The organism is Pseudolabrys taiwanensis, from assembly GCF_003367395.1.
GTDB classification, from domain to species: Bacteria; Pseudomonadota; Alphaproteobacteria; order Rhizobiales; family Xanthobacteraceae; genus Pseudolabrys; species Pseudolabrys taiwanensis.
Window position 1 is genome coordinate 990,626 of record NZ_CP031417.1, and the last position, 15,167, is coordinate 1,005,792.

The following is a 15,167-nucleotide window of genomic DNA, read 5'->3' on the forward strand; positions in this document are numbered from 1 at the left end:
TCACGCCTCGTCCGCAGCCTTGTCGACGACCTTGGGCCGCGCCAGCCGCGCGGCCAGATGATCGTGCGTGAGCTGCCAGCTCTTGCGCACCAGTTGCTCGGTCACCATGCGCGCGGCGTCCGGATCGGCGCGGCGAATGGCTGCCAGCATCTCACGATTGTCGGCGATCGACGCGGCGATGATGTCGGTCGTTTCCCGGTAGGCGTAATAGCGATAGCGCAGCGCCTGCTTGTTGACGCTGTCGAGCAGCCGCCGCAGCACCGGATTGCCGCAGTTGTTATGCAGGACGTCGGTGAGGGCGGCGTTCGCCCAGAACGCGGCCTCGGCATCGTGGCGCTGATGCGCGGCCTCCATGCGGTCGATCGTGTCCTGCAAGGCGCTCAGCGTTGCCGCCTCCGCGGCGGCGGCGACATTCGCGGCGGCCAGGCCTTCGAGCGGCACACGGCAAGTGCAGATCGCGTCCAGATTCTCCAGCGATAGCGGCGTGACGATGCCGCCGCGACGCGGCGAGCGCGCGACGAGCCCATCCGATTCGAGCGCCCGAAGTGCCTCGCGAACAGGCGAGCGGCTGACGCCGTAACGGGCGCTGACCTCTTCTTCACCGATGCGGCTGCCCGGTTCGCGGCGCAACAGGATGATCTCGGCCTCCAGCCGCTGCACGATTTCCGCTCCCAGCGACGGAGGTTGGGCGAAGTCGGTTGCAAGAAGGTCGGCCTTCAACAGGGTCATGGTTTTAGCAGGGCTACAATTTGTGCAGGGCCGCCCGTTGTGGCCGGACCGGTCTTGGATACAATCGACAATATACAGGAGCGGACCCGCCGCCGGCAAATGTGAGGTGTCCCTGATGACGAATGCACCGCTTCCCCCGGTCCAGTTGCCCATCGTCGATTTCGGCGGCGGGCTGTCCGACCCCGGCCGGCACGGCGCCATCGCCAAGGCGATCGACGACGCCTTCCGCGGCGTTGGCTTCTGCTACTTCGTCAATACCGGCGTGCCGCAGGCGCTGATGGACCGGCTGTTCGCGGCCTCGAAGCGCTTCCACGCGCTGCCGCAGGAGCGCAAGGCCGCGCTCGCCATCAACGAATTCCACCGCGGCTATATGGCGCCCAACACCTCGCTGATCGAAACCTCGTCGGTGGCCAAGGTGACGCGGCCGAACTACAGCGAGTCCTTCATGCACATGCATGAGGTGCCGGAAAACGATCCGCGCTTCGGCTCGCCGCTGAACGGCCCGAACCAGTGGCCGTCCGAATTGCCGGATTTCCGCGTCGACGTCGAAGCTTACGTCGGGGCGCTGAACGCCTTCGGCGTTGCGTTGTTGCGTGTGATCGCCATCGCGCTCGATCTGCCGCCCGATGCGCTCGAACCTTACTTCAAGCATCCGACGACCTTCCTGCGGCTGCTGCACTACCCGCCGCAGCCGCCGACCGCCGACAACGAAACCTTCGGCTCGGCGCCGCACACCGATTACGGCTTCCTCACCATCCTGATGCAGGACATGTCGGGTGGTCTGGCGGTGCGCAACACCGACGGCACCTGGCTGCAGGCGACGCCGATTCCCGGCAGCTATGTCGTCAACGTCGGCGACATGCTCGCGCGCTGGACCAACGGTCGCTGGCAGTCGACGCCGCATCTCGTGCGCAACGTGTCGGGTGGCGACCGTTATTCCTGCCCGTTCTTCTTCGATCCCGACATGGATGCCGTCATCGGCGCGCTGCCGAGCTGCGTCGGGCCGAACAATCCGCCGCGCTTCCCGCCCGTGCGTTACGGCGACTATCTGATGGAGCGGCTGAACCGGAATTACGACTACCGCAAAAAAGCAAGCTGACCGCCGAACGGTCTGGCGCGAGGACGCGTGAAGGCAGGCAATCAAACAAAAACAGGGGACTGTGACATGTTTCAGTTGACGCGCCGGGGACTGATCGCGGGACTGGCTGGCACTGCTGCTTTAGGAAGTTTCGGTCGCGCGGCTTACGCCGACACCACGCCTTACGTCATCAATACCTATGGCGGCCGCTGGGAAAAGTTTTGGCGCTCGCAACTGCTGCCCAATTTCGAAAAGACCGCCGGGCGTCCGACCAAGCTTGATATCGGCCTCGGCAACAGCTGGGTCACGACGTTCCGCGCCGCCGGCAAGGAGAAGCCGCCGTTCGATGTGCTGATGACCAACGAACGCTACGCCGTCATGTTGCGCGCCGAAGGATTCTTCGCGCCGATGCCGGCCGGTAAGGTCGCCAATCTCGCCGACGTGTATCCGATCGCGCGCTACAAGGACGACGCGGCGGTCACCGGCATCGTCTCGCCGATCGGCATCGCCTATCGCACCGATCTCGTCAAAACGCCGCCGAAGGCGTGGCGCGATCTGTGGGATCCGAAATACAAGGGGCAACTCGGCTTCTATTCGGTCAACAACTCGCTCGCCGTGATGTTCCTGATGCTGGCCGGCAAGATGTTCGGCAAGGATCAGTACGATATCGATACCGGCCTCAAGAAGATCGCCGAGCTCAGGCCGTTCCCGCAGGTCGACTTCAGCGGGGCGATGGCTCCGCTCCTGACGCAGGGGCAGGTCGCCGTCGCGCCGATCGACTTCGCCGAAGCCGTCGCCTTGCAGAAGAAGGGCGTGCCGATCGGCACCGTGGTGCCTGAAGATGGCGTGCTGATGTTCGATCAGAGCTTCAATGTCGCGGCTAACGCCGCCGACAAGGAGGCTTCTTATAAGTACATCGACTATATGCTGAGCCCCGAGGTGCAGTTGCTGTTGGCGAAGGAGTTTTTCACCGCGCCGACCAACCGCAAGGTGAAAGTGCCCGACGAGCTCAAGGAAGCCATCCCGGTATCCGGCGACGACATTTCCAAGATCGTCACGTTCGACTGGGACTTCGTCGCCAAGAACCGGCAGGTTATGCTCGACCGCTGGGCCAAGGAGCTCTGAGCGGACGCTCGCGGCGAAACAGCATGGCGCATCTTAACATCGCCGGCCTGCGCAAGGCGCACGGTCCGGTGCAGGTGATCGCCGGAGTCGATCTGGCGGTCGCCTCCGGCGAGTTCTTCACGTTGCTGGGCCCAAGCGGCTGCGGCAAGACGACGACTTTGCGTTGCGTCGCCGGTTTCATTGCGCCGGACGCGGGCGACATCCAGGTGGATGGCAGCAGCGTCCTCGCCGTGCCGCCGGAGCGGCGCGACTTCGGCGTGGTCTTTCAGAACTATGCGTTGTTTCCGCACCTGACCGTCGCGGAGAATGTCGGCTACGGCCTGCAAGCCAGGCGCATTCGCGGCGAGGAGGCGCGCCGCCGCGTCGGCGAAGCACTCGCGATGGTGCAGCTCTTCGGCCTCAAGGACCGGTTGCCGCGCGAATTGAGCGGCGGCCAGCAGCAGCGTGTCGCGCTCGCCCGCGCGATCGTCATAAGGCCGCGGCTGTTGCTGCTCGACGAGCCGCTTGCCAATCTCGATGCCAAGCTGCGGCATGAGCTGCGCTGGCTGATCCGCGACGTGCAGCGTGCGCAAGGCATCACGGCCATTTACGTGACTCACGATCACGCCGAGGCGATGTCGTTGTCGGACCGCATCGCGGTCATGCGGCAGGGCCAGATCGCGCAGATCGGCACGCCGCGCGAGATCTATCAGCGGCCGACTGAAACCTATGTGGCGGCCTTCACCGGCGAGACCAATACGCTCGCCGCAAAGGTGATCGGCGAGATCGGGCCAGGCCGCTACCGCGTCATGGTCGCAGGCAGCGAGTTGATTGCCGGCGGCCCGCCAGGACTTGCCACCGGCACCGAGCGCCGGCTGCTGGCGCGGCCGGAAAGCCTGTCGCTTGCCGCGGCCGGGAAGGGCGGTTTCGCGGTTCGCGTTGAGGCGGTCGTCTATGTCGGCGCCGGGCTGCGCTGCGAAATGGTGACCGAACAGCGGGAGAAGCTGGTGCTGCAACTGCCGGTGCAGACCGAGGTCGCCGTCGGCAGCGCGCTGACGCTGACGATCGATCCCGAGCAGGCGTGGCTGATGGCGGAGGATGCGGCATGAGCGCGCATCGGCGGGAAGGTTTCCGATGAGGTCGCCCTGGCGCACAGCCCTGATCGGCGCGCCGGTGCTGGCGTTGCTGTTCGTGTTCTTCGTGCTCCCTTATGGCGAGATGGTCGCCATGAGCTTTCGCGCGACGGCGAGCGGTGCGCCTTATGGCGAAGCCTGGACCCTTGCCAATTACGGCAAGGTGATCGGCGATCCTTTCTTCCTGTCGGTGCTGTCGCGGACGCTCGGCCTCGGCGCGCTCATCACCGGTCTGACGCTCGTTCTGTCCTATCCCCTTGCGATGCACCTTTCGCGCGTCAGCGATCGCTGGCACGTGGTGTTCTACGCCTTCGTCGTGTCGCCGCTCCTGGTCGGCGTGCTGGTGCGCAATTTCGGTTGGATGATCGTCGTCTCATTCGAAGGTCCGCTCAATCAGGTGCTGCTTGCGCTCGGGCTGATCGACCGTCCGCTGCGCCTTCTGTTCAATCTGCCGATCGTGGCGGTGGCGCTGGTGCACGTCTTCGTGCCGTTCATGGTGCTGCCGATTGCGAATGCGCTCGGGGCGGTCGAGCCCGCGCTCTATGACGCATCGGCTTCGCTCGGCGCACGTGGCTGGGAGACCTTCCTTCGCGTGACGCTGCCGCTCAGCCTGCCGGGCGTGCTCGCCGGCGTGATCCTCGTCTTCGTGCTGTCGATCAGCGCCTTCGTCACGCCGGTGCTGCTCGGCGGCCAGACTGTCATGATGATGTCCATCATTATCATCCAGCAGTTGATCGGGGTCTTCGCCTGGCCCTTCGGCGCGGCGCTGGCGATCTCGATGAGCGTTGCGAGCATCGCCATCATCGTACTGCTGACGTTGATCGCGCGGCCGCTGACCCGCCGCACCGCACGGTGGAGCTGACACCATGAGCCGTTCGCCGCGCCGGCCGTTCCGTTATCTCGCGGGTTTGGGACTGGCCGTGCTGTACGGCTTCCTGCTGCTGCCGCTCGTCGTCGTGGCGCTGGCCTCCTTCAGTGGCGGTGAGGTGCTGCGCTTTCCGCCGGAGGGCTTCTCGCTGAAATGGTACGCGCGCTTCTTCGCCAATGAGTCGTTCCTAGCCGCGCTGATGCTGTCGCTGCGGCTGGCTTTGATCAGCGCGCTCGCCGTCTCGGTGCTGGCCACCTTGGCCGCCTTGTTCTACCGGCAATTGCCGGGGCGGTGGCGCGAGCCGTTCCGCGTGCTGGTGCTCATGCCGCTGTTGCTGCCGGAGATATTGACCGCGATCGGCCTCCTGTTCTTCCTCTACCGCGTCGGGCTCGGCAGTTCGGCCTTGGGGCTGCAGATCGGGCATATCGTCGTGACGCTGCCCTTCGCCTTCCTGTCGGTGCTCGCTTCGCTGCAGCAGATCGAGCCCGCGCTGGAGGAGGCCTCGGCGAGCCTCGGGGCGGGGCCACTCGCGACCTTCGGCCGCGTCGTCTGGCCGCTGATCCGGCCGGGCGTCTTCACCGGCGCGCTGTTCGCCTTCATCGTCTCCTTCGACATGTTCACGATGTCGTTCCTGCTCAAGCCGGTCGGCGGCAATACGCTGCCGCTCGCCGTGTTCGACTATCTCAAGTACGACTTCGACCCGATGGCGGCGGCCGCGGCGACGCTCAGCGTCGGATTCGCCCTGGTGGTGGTGCTGCTGGTCGAGAAGACCGTCGGCCTCAGGCGGGCTTTTTGAAGCGATTCCAGGAGGATGGCGCGGCATTGCGCCGGCGGTCCCAAATCCGTAAATAGCGGTTGTCCTTGCAAGGCATCGCCATGGCCGTCGTTCTCGATCTGATCAACAATCCGCGCCCGCGCCACCCGGAAAAGGCGCACAAGCCCGATTCCGCCGTGCTGCCGAAACCGGACTGGATCCGGGTCAAGGCGCCGGTGTCCCGCGGCTATGCGGAAACGCATGCCCTGATGCGCGCCAACGGCCTGCACACGGTGTGCGAGGAGGCCGGCTGCCCCAACATCGGCGAGTGCTGGGACAAGAAGCACGCCACCTTCATGATCATGGGCGACACCTGCACGCGGGCCTGCGCCTTCTGCAACGTGAAGACCGGCCTGCCGGCGGCGCTCGATGCCAGCGAGCCGCAGCATGTCGGCGAGGCGACCGCCAAGCTTGGCCTGTCGCATATCGTCGTCACCTCGGTCGACCGCGACGATCTTGCCGACGGCGGCGCGCAGCACTTCGCCGACACTATCACCGCCATTCGCCGGCACGCGCCTTCGACCACCATCGAGATCCTGACGCCGGACTTCCTGCGCAAGGACGGCGCGGTCGAGGTCGTGGTCGCGGCCAAGCCCGACGTGTTCAACCACAATCTTGAGACCGTGCCCTCGCTCTACCTGTCGGTGCGGCCGGGAGCGCGCTATTTCCACTCGCTGCGTCTGTTGCAGCGGGTGAAGGAACTCGACCCGACGATGTTCACCAAATCGGGCATCATGGTCGGCCTCGGTGAAGAGCGGAACGAGATCCTGCAGGTGATGGACGACCTGCGCTCGGCCGACGTCGATTTCCTCACCATCGGTCAGTATCTGCAGCCGACGCGTAAGCACGCCGAAGTGAAGCGCTTCGTGCCGCCGGACGAGTTCAAGGCGCTGGAGAAGATCGCCTACGCCAAGGGCTTCCTGATGGTGTCGGCGTCGCCGCTGACCCGTTCGTCGCATCATGCGGGCGAGGACTTCGCGCGGCTGAAGGCGGCGCGGCTGGCCAAAGCCTGATGCCGCAATTTTCGACCAGGCGCCGTGTGCGCCATGCGGCGTCGGACATGTTCGACCTCGTCGCCGACGTGGAGAAATATCCGCAGTTCGTGCCGTTGTGCACCAGCCTACGCGTGAAGACCCGGACCGACAAAGGCGAGGGCGTCCAGGTGTTGGTCGCCGACATGACGGTAGCCTACAAGCTCGTGCGGCAGACCTTCACCAGCCGCGTGACGCTCGACCGACCGAACCTTACGATCCTGGTCGAATATCTCAACGGCCCGTTCAGCCGCATGCAGAACCGCTGGACTTTCGCGCCGACGGGCGACGACTCGTGTGAAGTGACGTTCTTCATCGATTACGAGTTCAAGAGTCGCACGTTGGCGATGCTGATGGGGGCGATGTTCGACACCGCTTTCCGCCGTTTCGCCGCGGCCTTCGAGGCGCGCGCCGACCAGGTGTACGGCCGCAAGCGCGCTTGAGCCGCACATTCAATTTGCCATCGTGAAAGCACGCGCGTTCGTTTTGCCCTAACCTTGGCGGCATAAACGCCAAGAAAATTACGGGAAGAACGCCATGCCGATGTATCGCTGGGCGGACCTTGAAGAGGTCCCGCTCAACCCGCTCATCACGGGCCGCGTCGTCGAAGTCCCCAACGCCATGCTTGCGCGCATCAAGGCTCCGAAAGGGCCGATCAACATGCACAAGCACGACTTCGACCAGATCACGCACATCCTTGCCGGCAAGATGCGCTGGGAAATCGACGGCGAGGAGCCGCGCGTCGTCGGCCCCGGCGACGTGCTCTTGATGCCGGCCGGTGTCGTGCACGGCGGTGAGGTGCTGGAGGACGCGGAGTACCTCGATGTGTTCGCGCCCGGCCGCCAGGACTTCAGCTGGTACAAGCAGAAGATCGCACAGAAATAACGAGTAGCGCGACCGTCAGTGTCCGCACGCGAAAGGGGGAAATGCCATGCGTCGCTTCTGCCGCAGACTTGTTCTTGCGTTGAGCGCGGTCGTCCTGATCGGCGGCCCGGCTTGGGCGCAATCCGATTTTCCGACGAGGCCCATCACGCTCATCGTGCCGCTACAGGCGGCGACGGCGTCCGACCTCGTCGCACGCGTTATCGCGCAGAACTTCTCCGCCCGCACTGGCAAGTCGATGGTGGTCGAGAACGTCGCCGGCGGCGGCGGCGGCATCGGTGCGCATCGCGTCGCGCGTGCGCCGGCGGACGGCTATACGGTGGGCGCGTTCAACAACGGCGTGCACACGATTCTGCCGGCGATGGGCACCAAACTGGGCTTCGACCCGTTCGAGGATTTCGCGCCGGTGACGCTGCTGGCGCGCTTTCCGAGTGTGCTGATCGTCAATCCGGATCTGCCGGTCAAGTCGCTGGCCGAGTTCATTGCGCTCGCCAAGAAGCAGCCGGGCAAGCTGACTTATGCGTCGGTCGGCGTCGGCAGTCCGCAGCATCTCGCCATGGAACAGCTCAAGGCCGCCGCCGGCATCGATTTGCTGCATGTGCCTTATCGCGGCGGTGCGCAGGCGACGCAGGCGGTCTCGACCAATGAGGTGAATGCTTTCTGGATCGCCACCTCGGTGGCCTTGCCGTTCATCCAGTCCAACAAGGTTCGCGCGCTCGCGGTCGGCGATCTTGAGCGCACGAAGACGCTACCCGATGTACCGACCGTCGATGAGGCTGGCGTCAAGGGATATGCCTATGCGCCGACTTTGGCCTTGTTCGCGCCCAAAGGCACGCCGCCGGCCGTGCTCGATTATCTGCATCGCGAGATGCTGACGTCGTTGCGCGATCCGGACGTGATCAAGCGGCTGGAAGCGGCCGGGCTCGAGCCGCAGAGCTCGACCGGCGCCGCGCTGCAGGCATCTCTCGGGACCGAGGCCAAGGTGATGGCGCCGTTGGTCAAGAAGCTCGGCATTGGCCAGAACTGACGCGCATGCAACCGATCACGGCCAAGAGCGAGCCGACGTTTGAGGAAGCGCGCGACCAAGCGAGCGTGGCGCGCGCCTGGCTGAACGGCGACTTTGTCGACACGGTCGATTATCCGATCCGCTACGCCGGTCCGCCGATCCGCATGATCGTCACAGGCCATCCGCCGGCGATGGCGTCGGCCGTGGTCGATGTACTCAAGCCATCCTTCCGCGTCCTCGAGGCGATGACCCGAGGCAAGATCGTGATCGAGGATCATTGGGGCGCCAGTGTGCATCGCGACCGCGATGGCGTCGCCGCCTTGAACGATGGCCGCAGCCATCTGGCGCCGATCTATTCCGGTTGGGACGCGGCGGCCTATCCGATGGCGCAGGGGCTGCAACTGCCCAGTCTGTTCGACGACTCCGAGACGGCGACGCTCATCGCGGAGCAGCTTTACGACCGTTACTTCCGGCCGGACGTCGAGCGGCAGGGCATCCTCATGGGGCGCATGAAGGCGTCCGGCGCCTATCACCTGTTCAGCATGGCGCCGATCCGCTCGCGCGACGACTTCAAGGGGCTGCGCGTCGGCACGACCGAAGGCGTCGAGGCGGATGTCATGTGGGCGCTTGGCGCCGAACCGGTCACGCTGTCCTCGCTCGAGATGAACCCGGCGCTCAGCGAGGGACGCATCGATGCCATGCATCTCGCCGACGGCTCGGCCGAGGTTTTCGGCATTGGCGCCGTGGCCCGCTATCGAACCGCGCTCGGTCTGGTGCGCCAGAATTTGGAGTTCGGCATGAGCGCGTCCTTCTGGGACGCGATGCCGCAGGATCTGCGGACCGTCGTGAACGCCTGGCTACGCGCCGAGGCGCAGGCGGAAACGCAGGTATTCTATGGCGTCGCGGGCGCGCGGGCCCGCGAGCGTTTCAAGGCAAACGGTCTGCGGTTTATCTATCTCGATCCCGTGGAGCACGAGCGGGTGGTCGTGGCGACACGTCCCGTCGTCTCTGCCTTTATCGATCGGGAGGAGGCCGCGGGCCGGCCGGCGCGAGCAATGATTGCCGACATTGCGCGGCTGGCGAATCAGTATCGCGGTAAAACACCGAACGATCTCATGCACGCAGCGATCGCGTCGCCGGTGCAGGGCATCAACCGCTAGGCCATAGCCTCGATCGTCGCGATCGCGAGACTGAATTGTGACCTAGGGTGCTACCCGTTGAGCCACCACACCGCGCTATTGAGCAAGAACGCGAAGGCGACCCACGCGGCAAGCGGCACGAGGCACAGCGCTGCGACGGCATCGACTTTTCGAAATGCGCTGATCGTCGCGACGATGAACAGCCATTGCGCGACGATGTTGATGAGCCCCAGCAAGGGGCTGTGCGCCGCGAAGAACATCCATGACCAGGCCGCGTTTAGCACCAGCTGAATAAGGAACAGCACGATGGCCGCGGTCCGTTGGGCCGAAGCCGGCAGACGGAGAACGCGCCAAAACGCGAAGGCCATCAATACGTAGAGCGCGGTCCATACCGGCGCGAAGACCCAATTTGGCGGGTTGAACGCCGGCTTCGTAAGACCGGCATACCACCCCGCGATATTGGGGTACGTCGCAATCTGACCGGCGATCGACGTTGCCGCGACCACTGCCAAGGCCAATACGCCGTAGGCAATGTTTTTGCCGTACGACGGCTTGGGCGGGCGTGCATTCTGTTCGGCGGATAACATCGTCATGGGGCGTTTCTGACAACGTGGGCCATGGCGCGATGGTTCCTTCTTGTGCGCAAAAGATTCAAGACCTGCGACATAAGAACGCCAATATGCCGCACTCAACTCGCACATCTCGGGGGGCAACAGCTCTGCTGCATGCAGCAAGAGGAGTGCCTTCGATGTGCGACTACAGTCTCCATGGTGTCGCCAGCCGCCCCGCAAGCGTTGGCGACAAGTTGGTTTCGACCGCCTTCACCGGCTCGTTCACGCGGGGCTTTACTGCCAAAGAAGAACCGCTCGTGGCGGTATGTCTGCGTCCTGGTACCGAGCTCGCCTTTGAAGATGACGTGCAGATCGAACACGTTTTCCGCAGGCTGCTGCCGCGGTTCGGTTTCGGCAATACGGGGCAACGCGTGGCACGCTTCCGTCAGGTGCAGATGGATCGGCCCGACACGCATCATGACGCGCTCGAATTTCCCAACGGTAAGGTAGTATTGGTGACACGCCTGTGCCTTGGGCAGCGCGCGACCGTGCTGCAGTTGCCGGCCGGTGCCCATGCCGAGCGCGAGGCGCATCCCGAGGTTACCCGGGAGAGGCCGGCCGCCGAACAGAAAGAGCAGTCGCAGCTCAGCGCCTGAGCGCGGCGGCAGAGCGCGGTCAACGCGCGCGATCCGAATCGCGTCGCGCTGGCCTCGTGCGCGCCCACGCCATGCCCGGGGGCCTCCCGCTAAGCGCAAGGCGTGGACGTCACGCCTTGCCGGATGTCCGCCTGTCCGTCCGCGTGTGGCGGCGGCACGAATCTATCCGCGGGAGATCGCAAGCGCTTAATTTCCACGCCGCACGAGGCGAATTAACCAATCGCATACCACGACTGGCCCATTGCATAGCCCAGCAATTTAGGGTCATGGGACTTCGTGCAATGCGAGCCAAGGTCGATTCGATCAACGATCGCCTCAACTTTCTCAAACTCGATGAAGAAGCGCTCGCGGCGTTGCGCACGCTCAAGCCCTCGGTCGACAGGCATCTGCCGCAGGCGCTCGATGCCTTCTATCAGCACATGGCGCGGTTTCCGGAGCTGAAGCGCTTCTTCGCCGATGCCGCGCAGATGGAGCGGGCCAAGCAGGCGCAGATCGCCCATTGGGGCAACATCAGCGGCGGCCGCCTCGGCGATGCCTATCTTCAGAGCGCGCAGCAGATCGGGCGAACCCATGCGCATCTCGGCATCAAGCCAAGCTGGTACATCGGCGGTTACGGGTTGCTCGTCGAACATCTGATCAACGCGATTTGGGCCGATACCAGGCCGTCCGGATTCCTGGGTGGCCGGAAGAAGACGGAAAGCACCGCCGCGGCGGTCGGCGTCTTGATGAAGGCCGTGATGCTCGACATGGATCTGGCGATCTCGACCTATATCGAGAACCTCGAGGAGTTGCGCCGCGAGAGCGAGGCGCGCAGCGCCGCCGCCTTGCAGAACCACGCCGCGGAGGTCGATCGCCTGCTCGGCGAGATATCCGGCGCCGTCAAGGAAACGGCAGGCAACGCCCAGCAGGCGAATGAATTGGCACGCGGGACCCGCGAGGCGGCGGACCGCGGTGGCAAGGTCGTCGGCAAGGCGGTCGAGGCCATGTCGTTGATCGAGGGGTCATCGCGGCAGATTTCCGATATTATCGGAGTCATCGACGAGATCGCCCGGCAGACCAATCTTCTGGCGCTCAACGCGGCCGTCGAGGCGGCGCGTGCGGGAGAGGCGGGGCAGGGCTTCGCCGTCGTGGCGTCGGAAGTGCGCAGTCTCGCGCAACGCTCTTCGGACGCGGCCAAGGACATCAAGGATCTGATCAGCAAGAGCAACAGCCAGGTGAAAGACGGCGTCACGCTCGTCAATGGCGCCGGCGCGGCGCTCAATGAGATTGTCGACTCCATCAAGGAAGTTGCTGCGGTCATCTCGGCGATTGCAACGGCGGGTACGCAGCAGGCGGAAGGCCTGCAGCAGGTGGCGTCGACCTTGTCCCGGATGGACGAGGTGTCGCATCAGCAGGACGAGCGCAAGTCCGTACGGCGGCGCGAGACCCGCACGGCACAGCGTCCAGTGCGCCGGATGGCCTGGGGCTAGAGCCGCGCCTTCATTGACGTGCGTCAATGTTTCCGCCGGCACGCCTCCCCTAACTCCCGGGTGGAGTTGGAGGAGAAGCGATGGCGGACCAGCGGCAGCTCGATCGCGTTACTGCGTTTGCGGTCGAGCGGGTGAATGAAGCACGGGCGGTCGATGACCCGTTCTTGCATTTAGAATTGGATCGCTTCTTTCCCGACGACATCTATCAGCAGATCGTCGCCAGCTTGCCGTCCTTGACCGAATATCGGCCGATGTCGGGGCGCAGCAAGGACAGCAACCGGGCGGACGGCAGCCCGACGCGGGTGAAGATCGATCTGTTTCCTGAATACACGCGGCTTCTGCCGCGCGAAGATCGTGCGCTATGGGATCTGGTCGGTCGGAGCCTATGCTCGAGCGCGTTGCAGGATGCCTTCATGCGGCGCCTGGCGCCCGGCCTTGAAAGGCGCTTCGGCGAGGATTTCGCCGACGTCGGCATGTTTCCCGTGCCGGTGCTGACGCGCGACGTGTCGGGGTATTCGATCCCGCCACATACGGATACCCATTGGAAGGGCATCACCGTTCTCATTTATCTGCCGCCGGACGACACGCTGCAGCACATCGGCACAGTGGTTCATGAGAAGATGGCGGATGGCAGTTTTCGTCGGGCCGGGCAGGGGCGCTTTGCGCCCAATAGCGGCATGGCTTTCGCCGTCGGCGACAACACGTGGCATTCGGTCGATCCGGTCGGGCCGGAGGTCGAAACGCGCGACCTGATCATCCTGCAATATTTCGTCGACAGCGGTCTGCTGCGCATGCTGCGCAATCGGGGCAAACGGCTCGGCAACATGCTGCGCAACGAGATGGGCCGCCTCGCCAGAGTGTCGAAGTAGCCGGGGCGGCAATTAACTGGCGCCGGCCGGCGGTCGCGGCTCTTCCTTTTCTGCGAGCTCATGCAGCATTGCCAAGGCCTGCAGCACCGAAGCGTGGCGCACGTTGGAGCGGCCGATGTCGCCGAACTTGCGGTCATGGGCGATAACGCGGCCGCTGCGAGAAGCCGCGCAGAAATAGACGAGGCCGATAGGCTTGCCCGGTGTCGCGCCGGTCGGACCGGCAATGCCGGTGATCGATACGGCAAGGTCGACCTGCGCATGTGCGAGCGCGCCGTTGGCCATCTCGGCGGCGCACTCGGTGCTTACGGCGCCGTAGACGTCAATCGTCGCGGGCGTGACACCGAGCATCTGCTGCTTGGCTTCGTTCGAGTAGGTGACGAAGCCGCGGTCGAGGACAGCCGACGAGCCGGCGATCTCGCTGAGCGCGGCGGCGACAAGGCCGCCGGTGCAGGACTCCGCCGTGGCGACCGTCAGCTGCTTCTGCTTGCACAAGTCGAGCAGGGCGATCGCCGCTTGGCGCATCTCGTCGTCGATCATCGTCAGCTCCAGGGCAGACGCACCGTCGCCGTCGCATAGGCGACGATACCTTCACGGCGGCCTGTAAAGCCGAGCGCTTCGCTGGTAGTCGCCTTCACCGCCACGCGGGACAGGTCAATGCCGGCGAGGTTGGCGACAGTCGCACGGATGGCGTCGCGGTGCGGGCCGATCTTCGGCGCCTCGCAGACGATGGTGAGGTCGAGATGCGCGATCATGCCGCCGCGCGCCTTCACGCGGTCGACCGCGAAGGTGAAGAAGCGGTCGGAGGAAGCGCCCTTCCACTGCGGATCGCTGGGCGGAAAATGCGAGCCGATATCGCCGTCGGCGAGTGCGCCGAGAATGGCGTCGACCAGCGCATGCAGGCCGACGTCGGCATCGGAGTGGCCGGTGAGCGCTTGCGTATGGGCGATCTTGACGCCGCCGATCATGACGTGATCGCCAGGGCCGAAGGCGTGCACGTCGACGCCGGTGCCGGTGCGCACGTCGCTGAGCTGGGCCGCTTGCATGGACTCCGCGCGCATAAAATCCTCCGGATGCGTGATCTTGATGTTGCCGGCTTCGCCGTCGAAGACGACGACCTGCATGCCGACCCATTCGGCGAGGGCGGCATCGTCGGTGAAGTCGTTGCGGCCCTCGCGGTGCGCGCGCCGATGTGCTTCGAGGAGCGGGGCGAAGGCGAAGGCCTGGGGCGTCTGGATGGCGCGCAAGGACGAGCGGTCGAGCGTCTCGCCGACGAGGCTATGGGAGTCGACGCTCTTGATGGTGTCGGTGACGGCGAGGCCAGGAATGGCGGCGCCGGTCTTCTCCGCCGCGGCGATGGCGCGTTCGATGAGCGCGCGGCTTGCGAAGGGGCGGGCGGCGTCGTGGATCAGCACGACATCCGGCGCCTGTGACGCCAGCGCTTCGAGGCCGGCGCGGACGGACTCTTGGCGCGTGGCACCGCCGCCGACAGGGGCGTTGAATTTCGCGGGCGGCAACGCCTCGGTCGCCGCCTTAAAGAGGCTCGTGTCTTCAAGCCGGATCACAGGTTGGATGACGTCGATCGCCGCAACGTCGAGCAGGGCGGATAGCGTGCGCCGCAGCACGGTTTCGCCACCGATCGTTCGAAACTGCTTGGGTTTGTCGCCGCCGGCCCGTATCCCGCTGCCGGCAGCCACCACCACAGCCGCTATTCGCGCCATGCCGTACTCCTTTTCGGCCAAGGCTTTACCCTGATCTTGTTCTGACGCAAACCGAATGCGTGACTGCTTGATTCTTAAGCATGAACATTTTTTCGCAGTGCAACACTTGCGCACCCCAGG

Annotated in this window: 17 protein-coding genes; 13 read left to right on the forward strand and 4 right to left on the reverse strand. The window is 64.9% G+C overall.

The window, feature by feature from the left end; translation table 11 throughout:
• Positions 1 to 882, reverse strand: a complete 882-nt coding sequence (locus DW352_RS26680; protein ID WP_210209930.1) for a GntR family transcriptional regulator — start codon at positions 880 to 882, stop codon at positions 1 to 3.
• On the opposite strand from DW352_RS26680, the gene DW352_RS04715 reads away from it, so the two are divergent.
• From DW352_RS04715 to dctP, 10 genes are all read left to right on the forward strand, one after another.
• Positions 845 to 1,828 carry an isopenicillin N synthase family dioxygenase gene (locus tag DW352_RS04715; protein ID WP_115688992.1) on the forward strand — a complete coding sequence of 328 codons (984 nt, stop codon included), beginning with the start codon at positions 845 to 847 and terminating at the stop codon, positions 1,826 to 1,828. The two genes, DW352_RS26680 and DW352_RS04715, sit on opposite strands and share 38 nt — an antisense overlap.
• 66 nt (positions 1,829 to 1,894) lie before the next feature.
• Positions 1,895 to 2,932, forward strand: coding sequence for an ABC transporter substrate-binding protein (locus DW352_RS04720; RefSeq protein ID WP_115688994.1), 1,038 nt, complete (start codon positions 1,895 to 1,897; stop codon positions 2,930 to 2,932).
• A gap of 23 nt (positions 2,933 to 2,955) precedes the next feature.
• Positions 2,956 to 4,020 (forward strand): ABC transporter ATP-binding protein, encoded by a 1,065-nt coding sequence (locus DW352_RS04725; protein ID WP_162826780.1) that lies wholly within the window; start codon positions 2,956 to 2,958, stop codon positions 4,018 to 4,020.
• A 25-nt stretch (positions 4,021 to 4,045) separates the two neighbouring features.
• On the forward strand, positions 4,046 to 4,906 hold the full coding sequence (locus tag DW352_RS04730) for an ABC transporter permease (protein WP_115688996.1): 861 nt from the start codon (positions 4,046 to 4,048) through the stop codon (positions 4,904 to 4,906).
• Between the two features lie 4 nt (positions 4,907 to 4,910).
• Complete coding sequence (locus DW352_RS04735) at positions 4,911 to 5,708, forward strand: ABC transporter permease (protein WP_115688998.1); 798 nt, start codon at positions 4,911 to 4,913, stop codon at positions 5,706 to 5,708.
• Between the two features lie 80 nt (positions 5,709 to 5,788).
• On the forward strand, positions 5,789 to 6,739 hold the full coding sequence (gene lipA / locus DW352_RS04740) for a lipoyl synthase (protein WP_115694238.1): 951 nt from the start codon (positions 5,789 to 5,791) through the stop codon (positions 6,737 to 6,739).
• On the forward strand, positions 6,739 to 7,200 hold the full coding sequence (locus tag DW352_RS04745; protein WP_115689000.1) for a type II toxin-antitoxin system RatA family toxin: 462 nt from the start codon (positions 6,739 to 6,741) through the stop codon (positions 7,198 to 7,200). The genes lipA and DW352_RS04745 overlap by 1 nt, the downstream gene beginning before the upstream one ends.
• A 94-nt stretch (positions 7,201 to 7,294) precedes the next feature.
• The gene (locus tag DW352_RS04750) at positions 7,295 to 7,642 is read left to right on the forward strand and encodes a cupin domain-containing protein (RefSeq protein ID WP_115689002.1); all 348 of its coding nucleotides are present in this window, start codon (positions 7,295 to 7,297) and stop codon (positions 7,640 to 7,642) included.
• A 46-nt stretch (positions 7,643 to 7,688) separates the two neighbouring features.
• Entirely contained in the window at positions 7,689 to 8,666 is a 978-nt protein-coding gene (locus DW352_RS04755; protein ID WP_115689004.1) for a Bug family tripartite tricarboxylate transporter substrate binding protein, read from the forward strand.
• A 5-nt stretch (positions 8,667 to 8,671) separates the two neighbouring features.
• Positions 8,672 to 9,805 (forward strand): TRAP transporter substrate-binding protein DctP, encoded by a 1,134-nt coding sequence (dctP, locus tag DW352_RS04760; protein WP_115689006.1) that lies wholly within the window; start codon positions 8,672 to 8,674, stop codon positions 9,803 to 9,805.
• 50 nt (positions 9,806 to 9,855) lie between these two features.
• Here the strand turns inward: dctP and DW352_RS04765 are convergent, their stop codons facing one another.
• The gene (locus tag DW352_RS04765) at positions 9,856 to 10,518 is read right to left on the reverse strand and encodes a TspO/MBR family protein (RefSeq protein WP_342634895.1); all 663 of its coding nucleotides are present in this window, start codon (positions 10,516 to 10,518) and stop codon (positions 9,856 to 9,858) included.
• Between the two features lie 14 nt (positions 10,519 to 10,532).
• Between DW352_RS04765 and DW352_RS04770 the strand changes: the two genes are divergently transcribed.
• The 3 genes from DW352_RS04770 (at position 10,533) to DW352_RS04780 (ending at position 13,329) form a co-directional block, all read left to right on the forward strand.
• Complete coding sequence (locus DW352_RS04770) at positions 10,533 to 10,991, forward strand: hypothetical protein (RefSeq protein ID WP_115689008.1); 459 nt, start codon at positions 10,533 to 10,535, stop codon at positions 10,989 to 10,991.
• Positions 10,992 to 11,272: 281 nt separating this feature from the next.
• Positions 11,273 to 12,460: a globin-coupled sensor protein gene (locus tag DW352_RS27150; protein ID WP_210209931.1), complete on the forward strand. Its 1,188-nt coding sequence runs from the start codon at positions 11,273 to 11,275 to the stop codon at positions 12,458 to 12,460.
• An 80-nt stretch (positions 12,461 to 12,540) separates the two neighbouring features.
• Positions 12,541 to 13,329 (forward strand): hypothetical protein, encoded by a 789-nt coding sequence (locus DW352_RS04780; RefSeq protein ID WP_115689012.1) that lies wholly within the window; start codon positions 12,541 to 12,543, stop codon positions 13,327 to 13,329.
• 12 nt (positions 13,330 to 13,341) lie between these two features.
• Here the strand turns inward: DW352_RS04780 and DW352_RS04785 are convergent, their stop codons facing one another.
• Positions 13,342 to 13,866 carry a CinA family protein gene (locus DW352_RS04785; RefSeq protein WP_115689014.1) on the reverse strand — a complete coding sequence of 175 codons (525 nt, stop codon included), beginning with the start codon at positions 13,864 to 13,866 and terminating at the stop codon, positions 13,342 to 13,344.
• Positions 13,867 to 13,868: 2 nt separating this feature from the next.
• On the reverse strand, positions 13,869 to 15,047 hold the full coding sequence (locus DW352_RS04790) for a bifunctional 2-C-methyl-D-erythritol 4-phosphate cytidylyltransferase/2-C-methyl-D-erythritol 2,4-cyclodiphosphate synthase (RefSeq protein ID WP_115694240.1): 1,179 nt from the start codon (positions 15,045 to 15,047) through the stop codon (positions 13,869 to 13,871).
• Positions 15,048 to 15,167: the final 120 nt, after the last annotated feature.

Bases quoted from the DNA above. Each gene is read 5' to 3' on its own strand.
- lipA (WP_115694238.1), top strand. From the start codon at position 5,789: ATGGCCGTCGTTCTCGATCTGATCAACAATCCGCGCCCGCGCCACCCG.
- DW352_RS04735 (WP_115688998.1), top strand. From the start codon at position 4,911: ATGAGCCGTTCGCCGCGCCGGCCGTTCCGTTATCTCGCGGGTTTGGGA.
- DW352_RS04720 (WP_115688994.1), top strand. From the start codon at position 1,895: ATGTTTCAGTTGACGCGCCGGGGACTGATCGCGGGACTGGCTGGCACT.
- DW352_RS04780 (WP_115689012.1), top strand. From the start codon at position 12,541: ATGGCGGACCAGCGGCAGCTCGATCGCGTTACTGCGTTTGCGGTCGAG.
- DW352_RS04790 (WP_115694240.1), bottom strand. From the start codon at position 15,047: ATGGCGCGAATAGCGGCTGTGGTGGTGGCTGCCGGCAGCGGGATACGG.
- DW352_RS26680 (WP_210209930.1), bottom strand. From the start codon at position 882: ATGGGCAACTGGACCGGGGGAAGCGGTGCATTCGTCATCAGGGACACC.
- DW352_RS04715 (WP_115688992.1), top strand. From the start codon at position 845: ATGACGAATGCACCGCTTCCCCCGGTCCAGTTGCCCATCGTCGATTTC.
- DW352_RS04755 (WP_115689004.1), top strand. From the start codon at position 7,689: ATGCGTCGCTTCTGCCGCAGACTTGTTCTTGCGTTGAGCGCGGTCGTC.
- DW352_RS04725 (WP_162826780.1), top strand. From the start codon at position 2,956: ATGGCGCATCTTAACATCGCCGGCCTGCGCAAGGCGCACGGTCCGGTG.
- DW352_RS04770 (WP_115689008.1), top strand. From the start codon at position 10,533: ATGTGCGACTACAGTCTCCATGGTGTCGCCAGCCGCCCCGCAAGCGTT.
- DW352_RS04745 (WP_115689000.1), top strand. From the start codon at position 6,739: ATGCCGCAATTTTCGACCAGGCGCCGTGTGCGCCATGCGGCGTCGGAC.
- DW352_RS27150 (WP_210209931.1), top strand. From the start codon at position 11,273: ATGCGAGCCAAGGTCGATTCGATCAACGATCGCCTCAACTTTCTCAAA.
- DW352_RS04785 (WP_115689014.1), bottom strand. From the start codon at position 13,866: ATGATCGACGACGAGATGCGCCAAGCGGCGATCGCCCTGCTCGACTTG.
- DW352_RS04750 (WP_115689002.1), top strand. From the start codon at position 7,295: ATGCCGATGTATCGCTGGGCGGACCTTGAAGAGGTCCCGCTCAACCCG.
- DW352_RS04730 (WP_115688996.1), top strand. From the start codon at position 4,046: ATGAGGTCGCCCTGGCGCACAGCCCTGATCGGCGCGCCGGTGCTGGCG.
- dctP (WP_115689006.1), top strand. From the start codon at position 8,672: ATGCAACCGATCACGGCCAAGAGCGAGCCGACGTTTGAGGAAGCGCGC.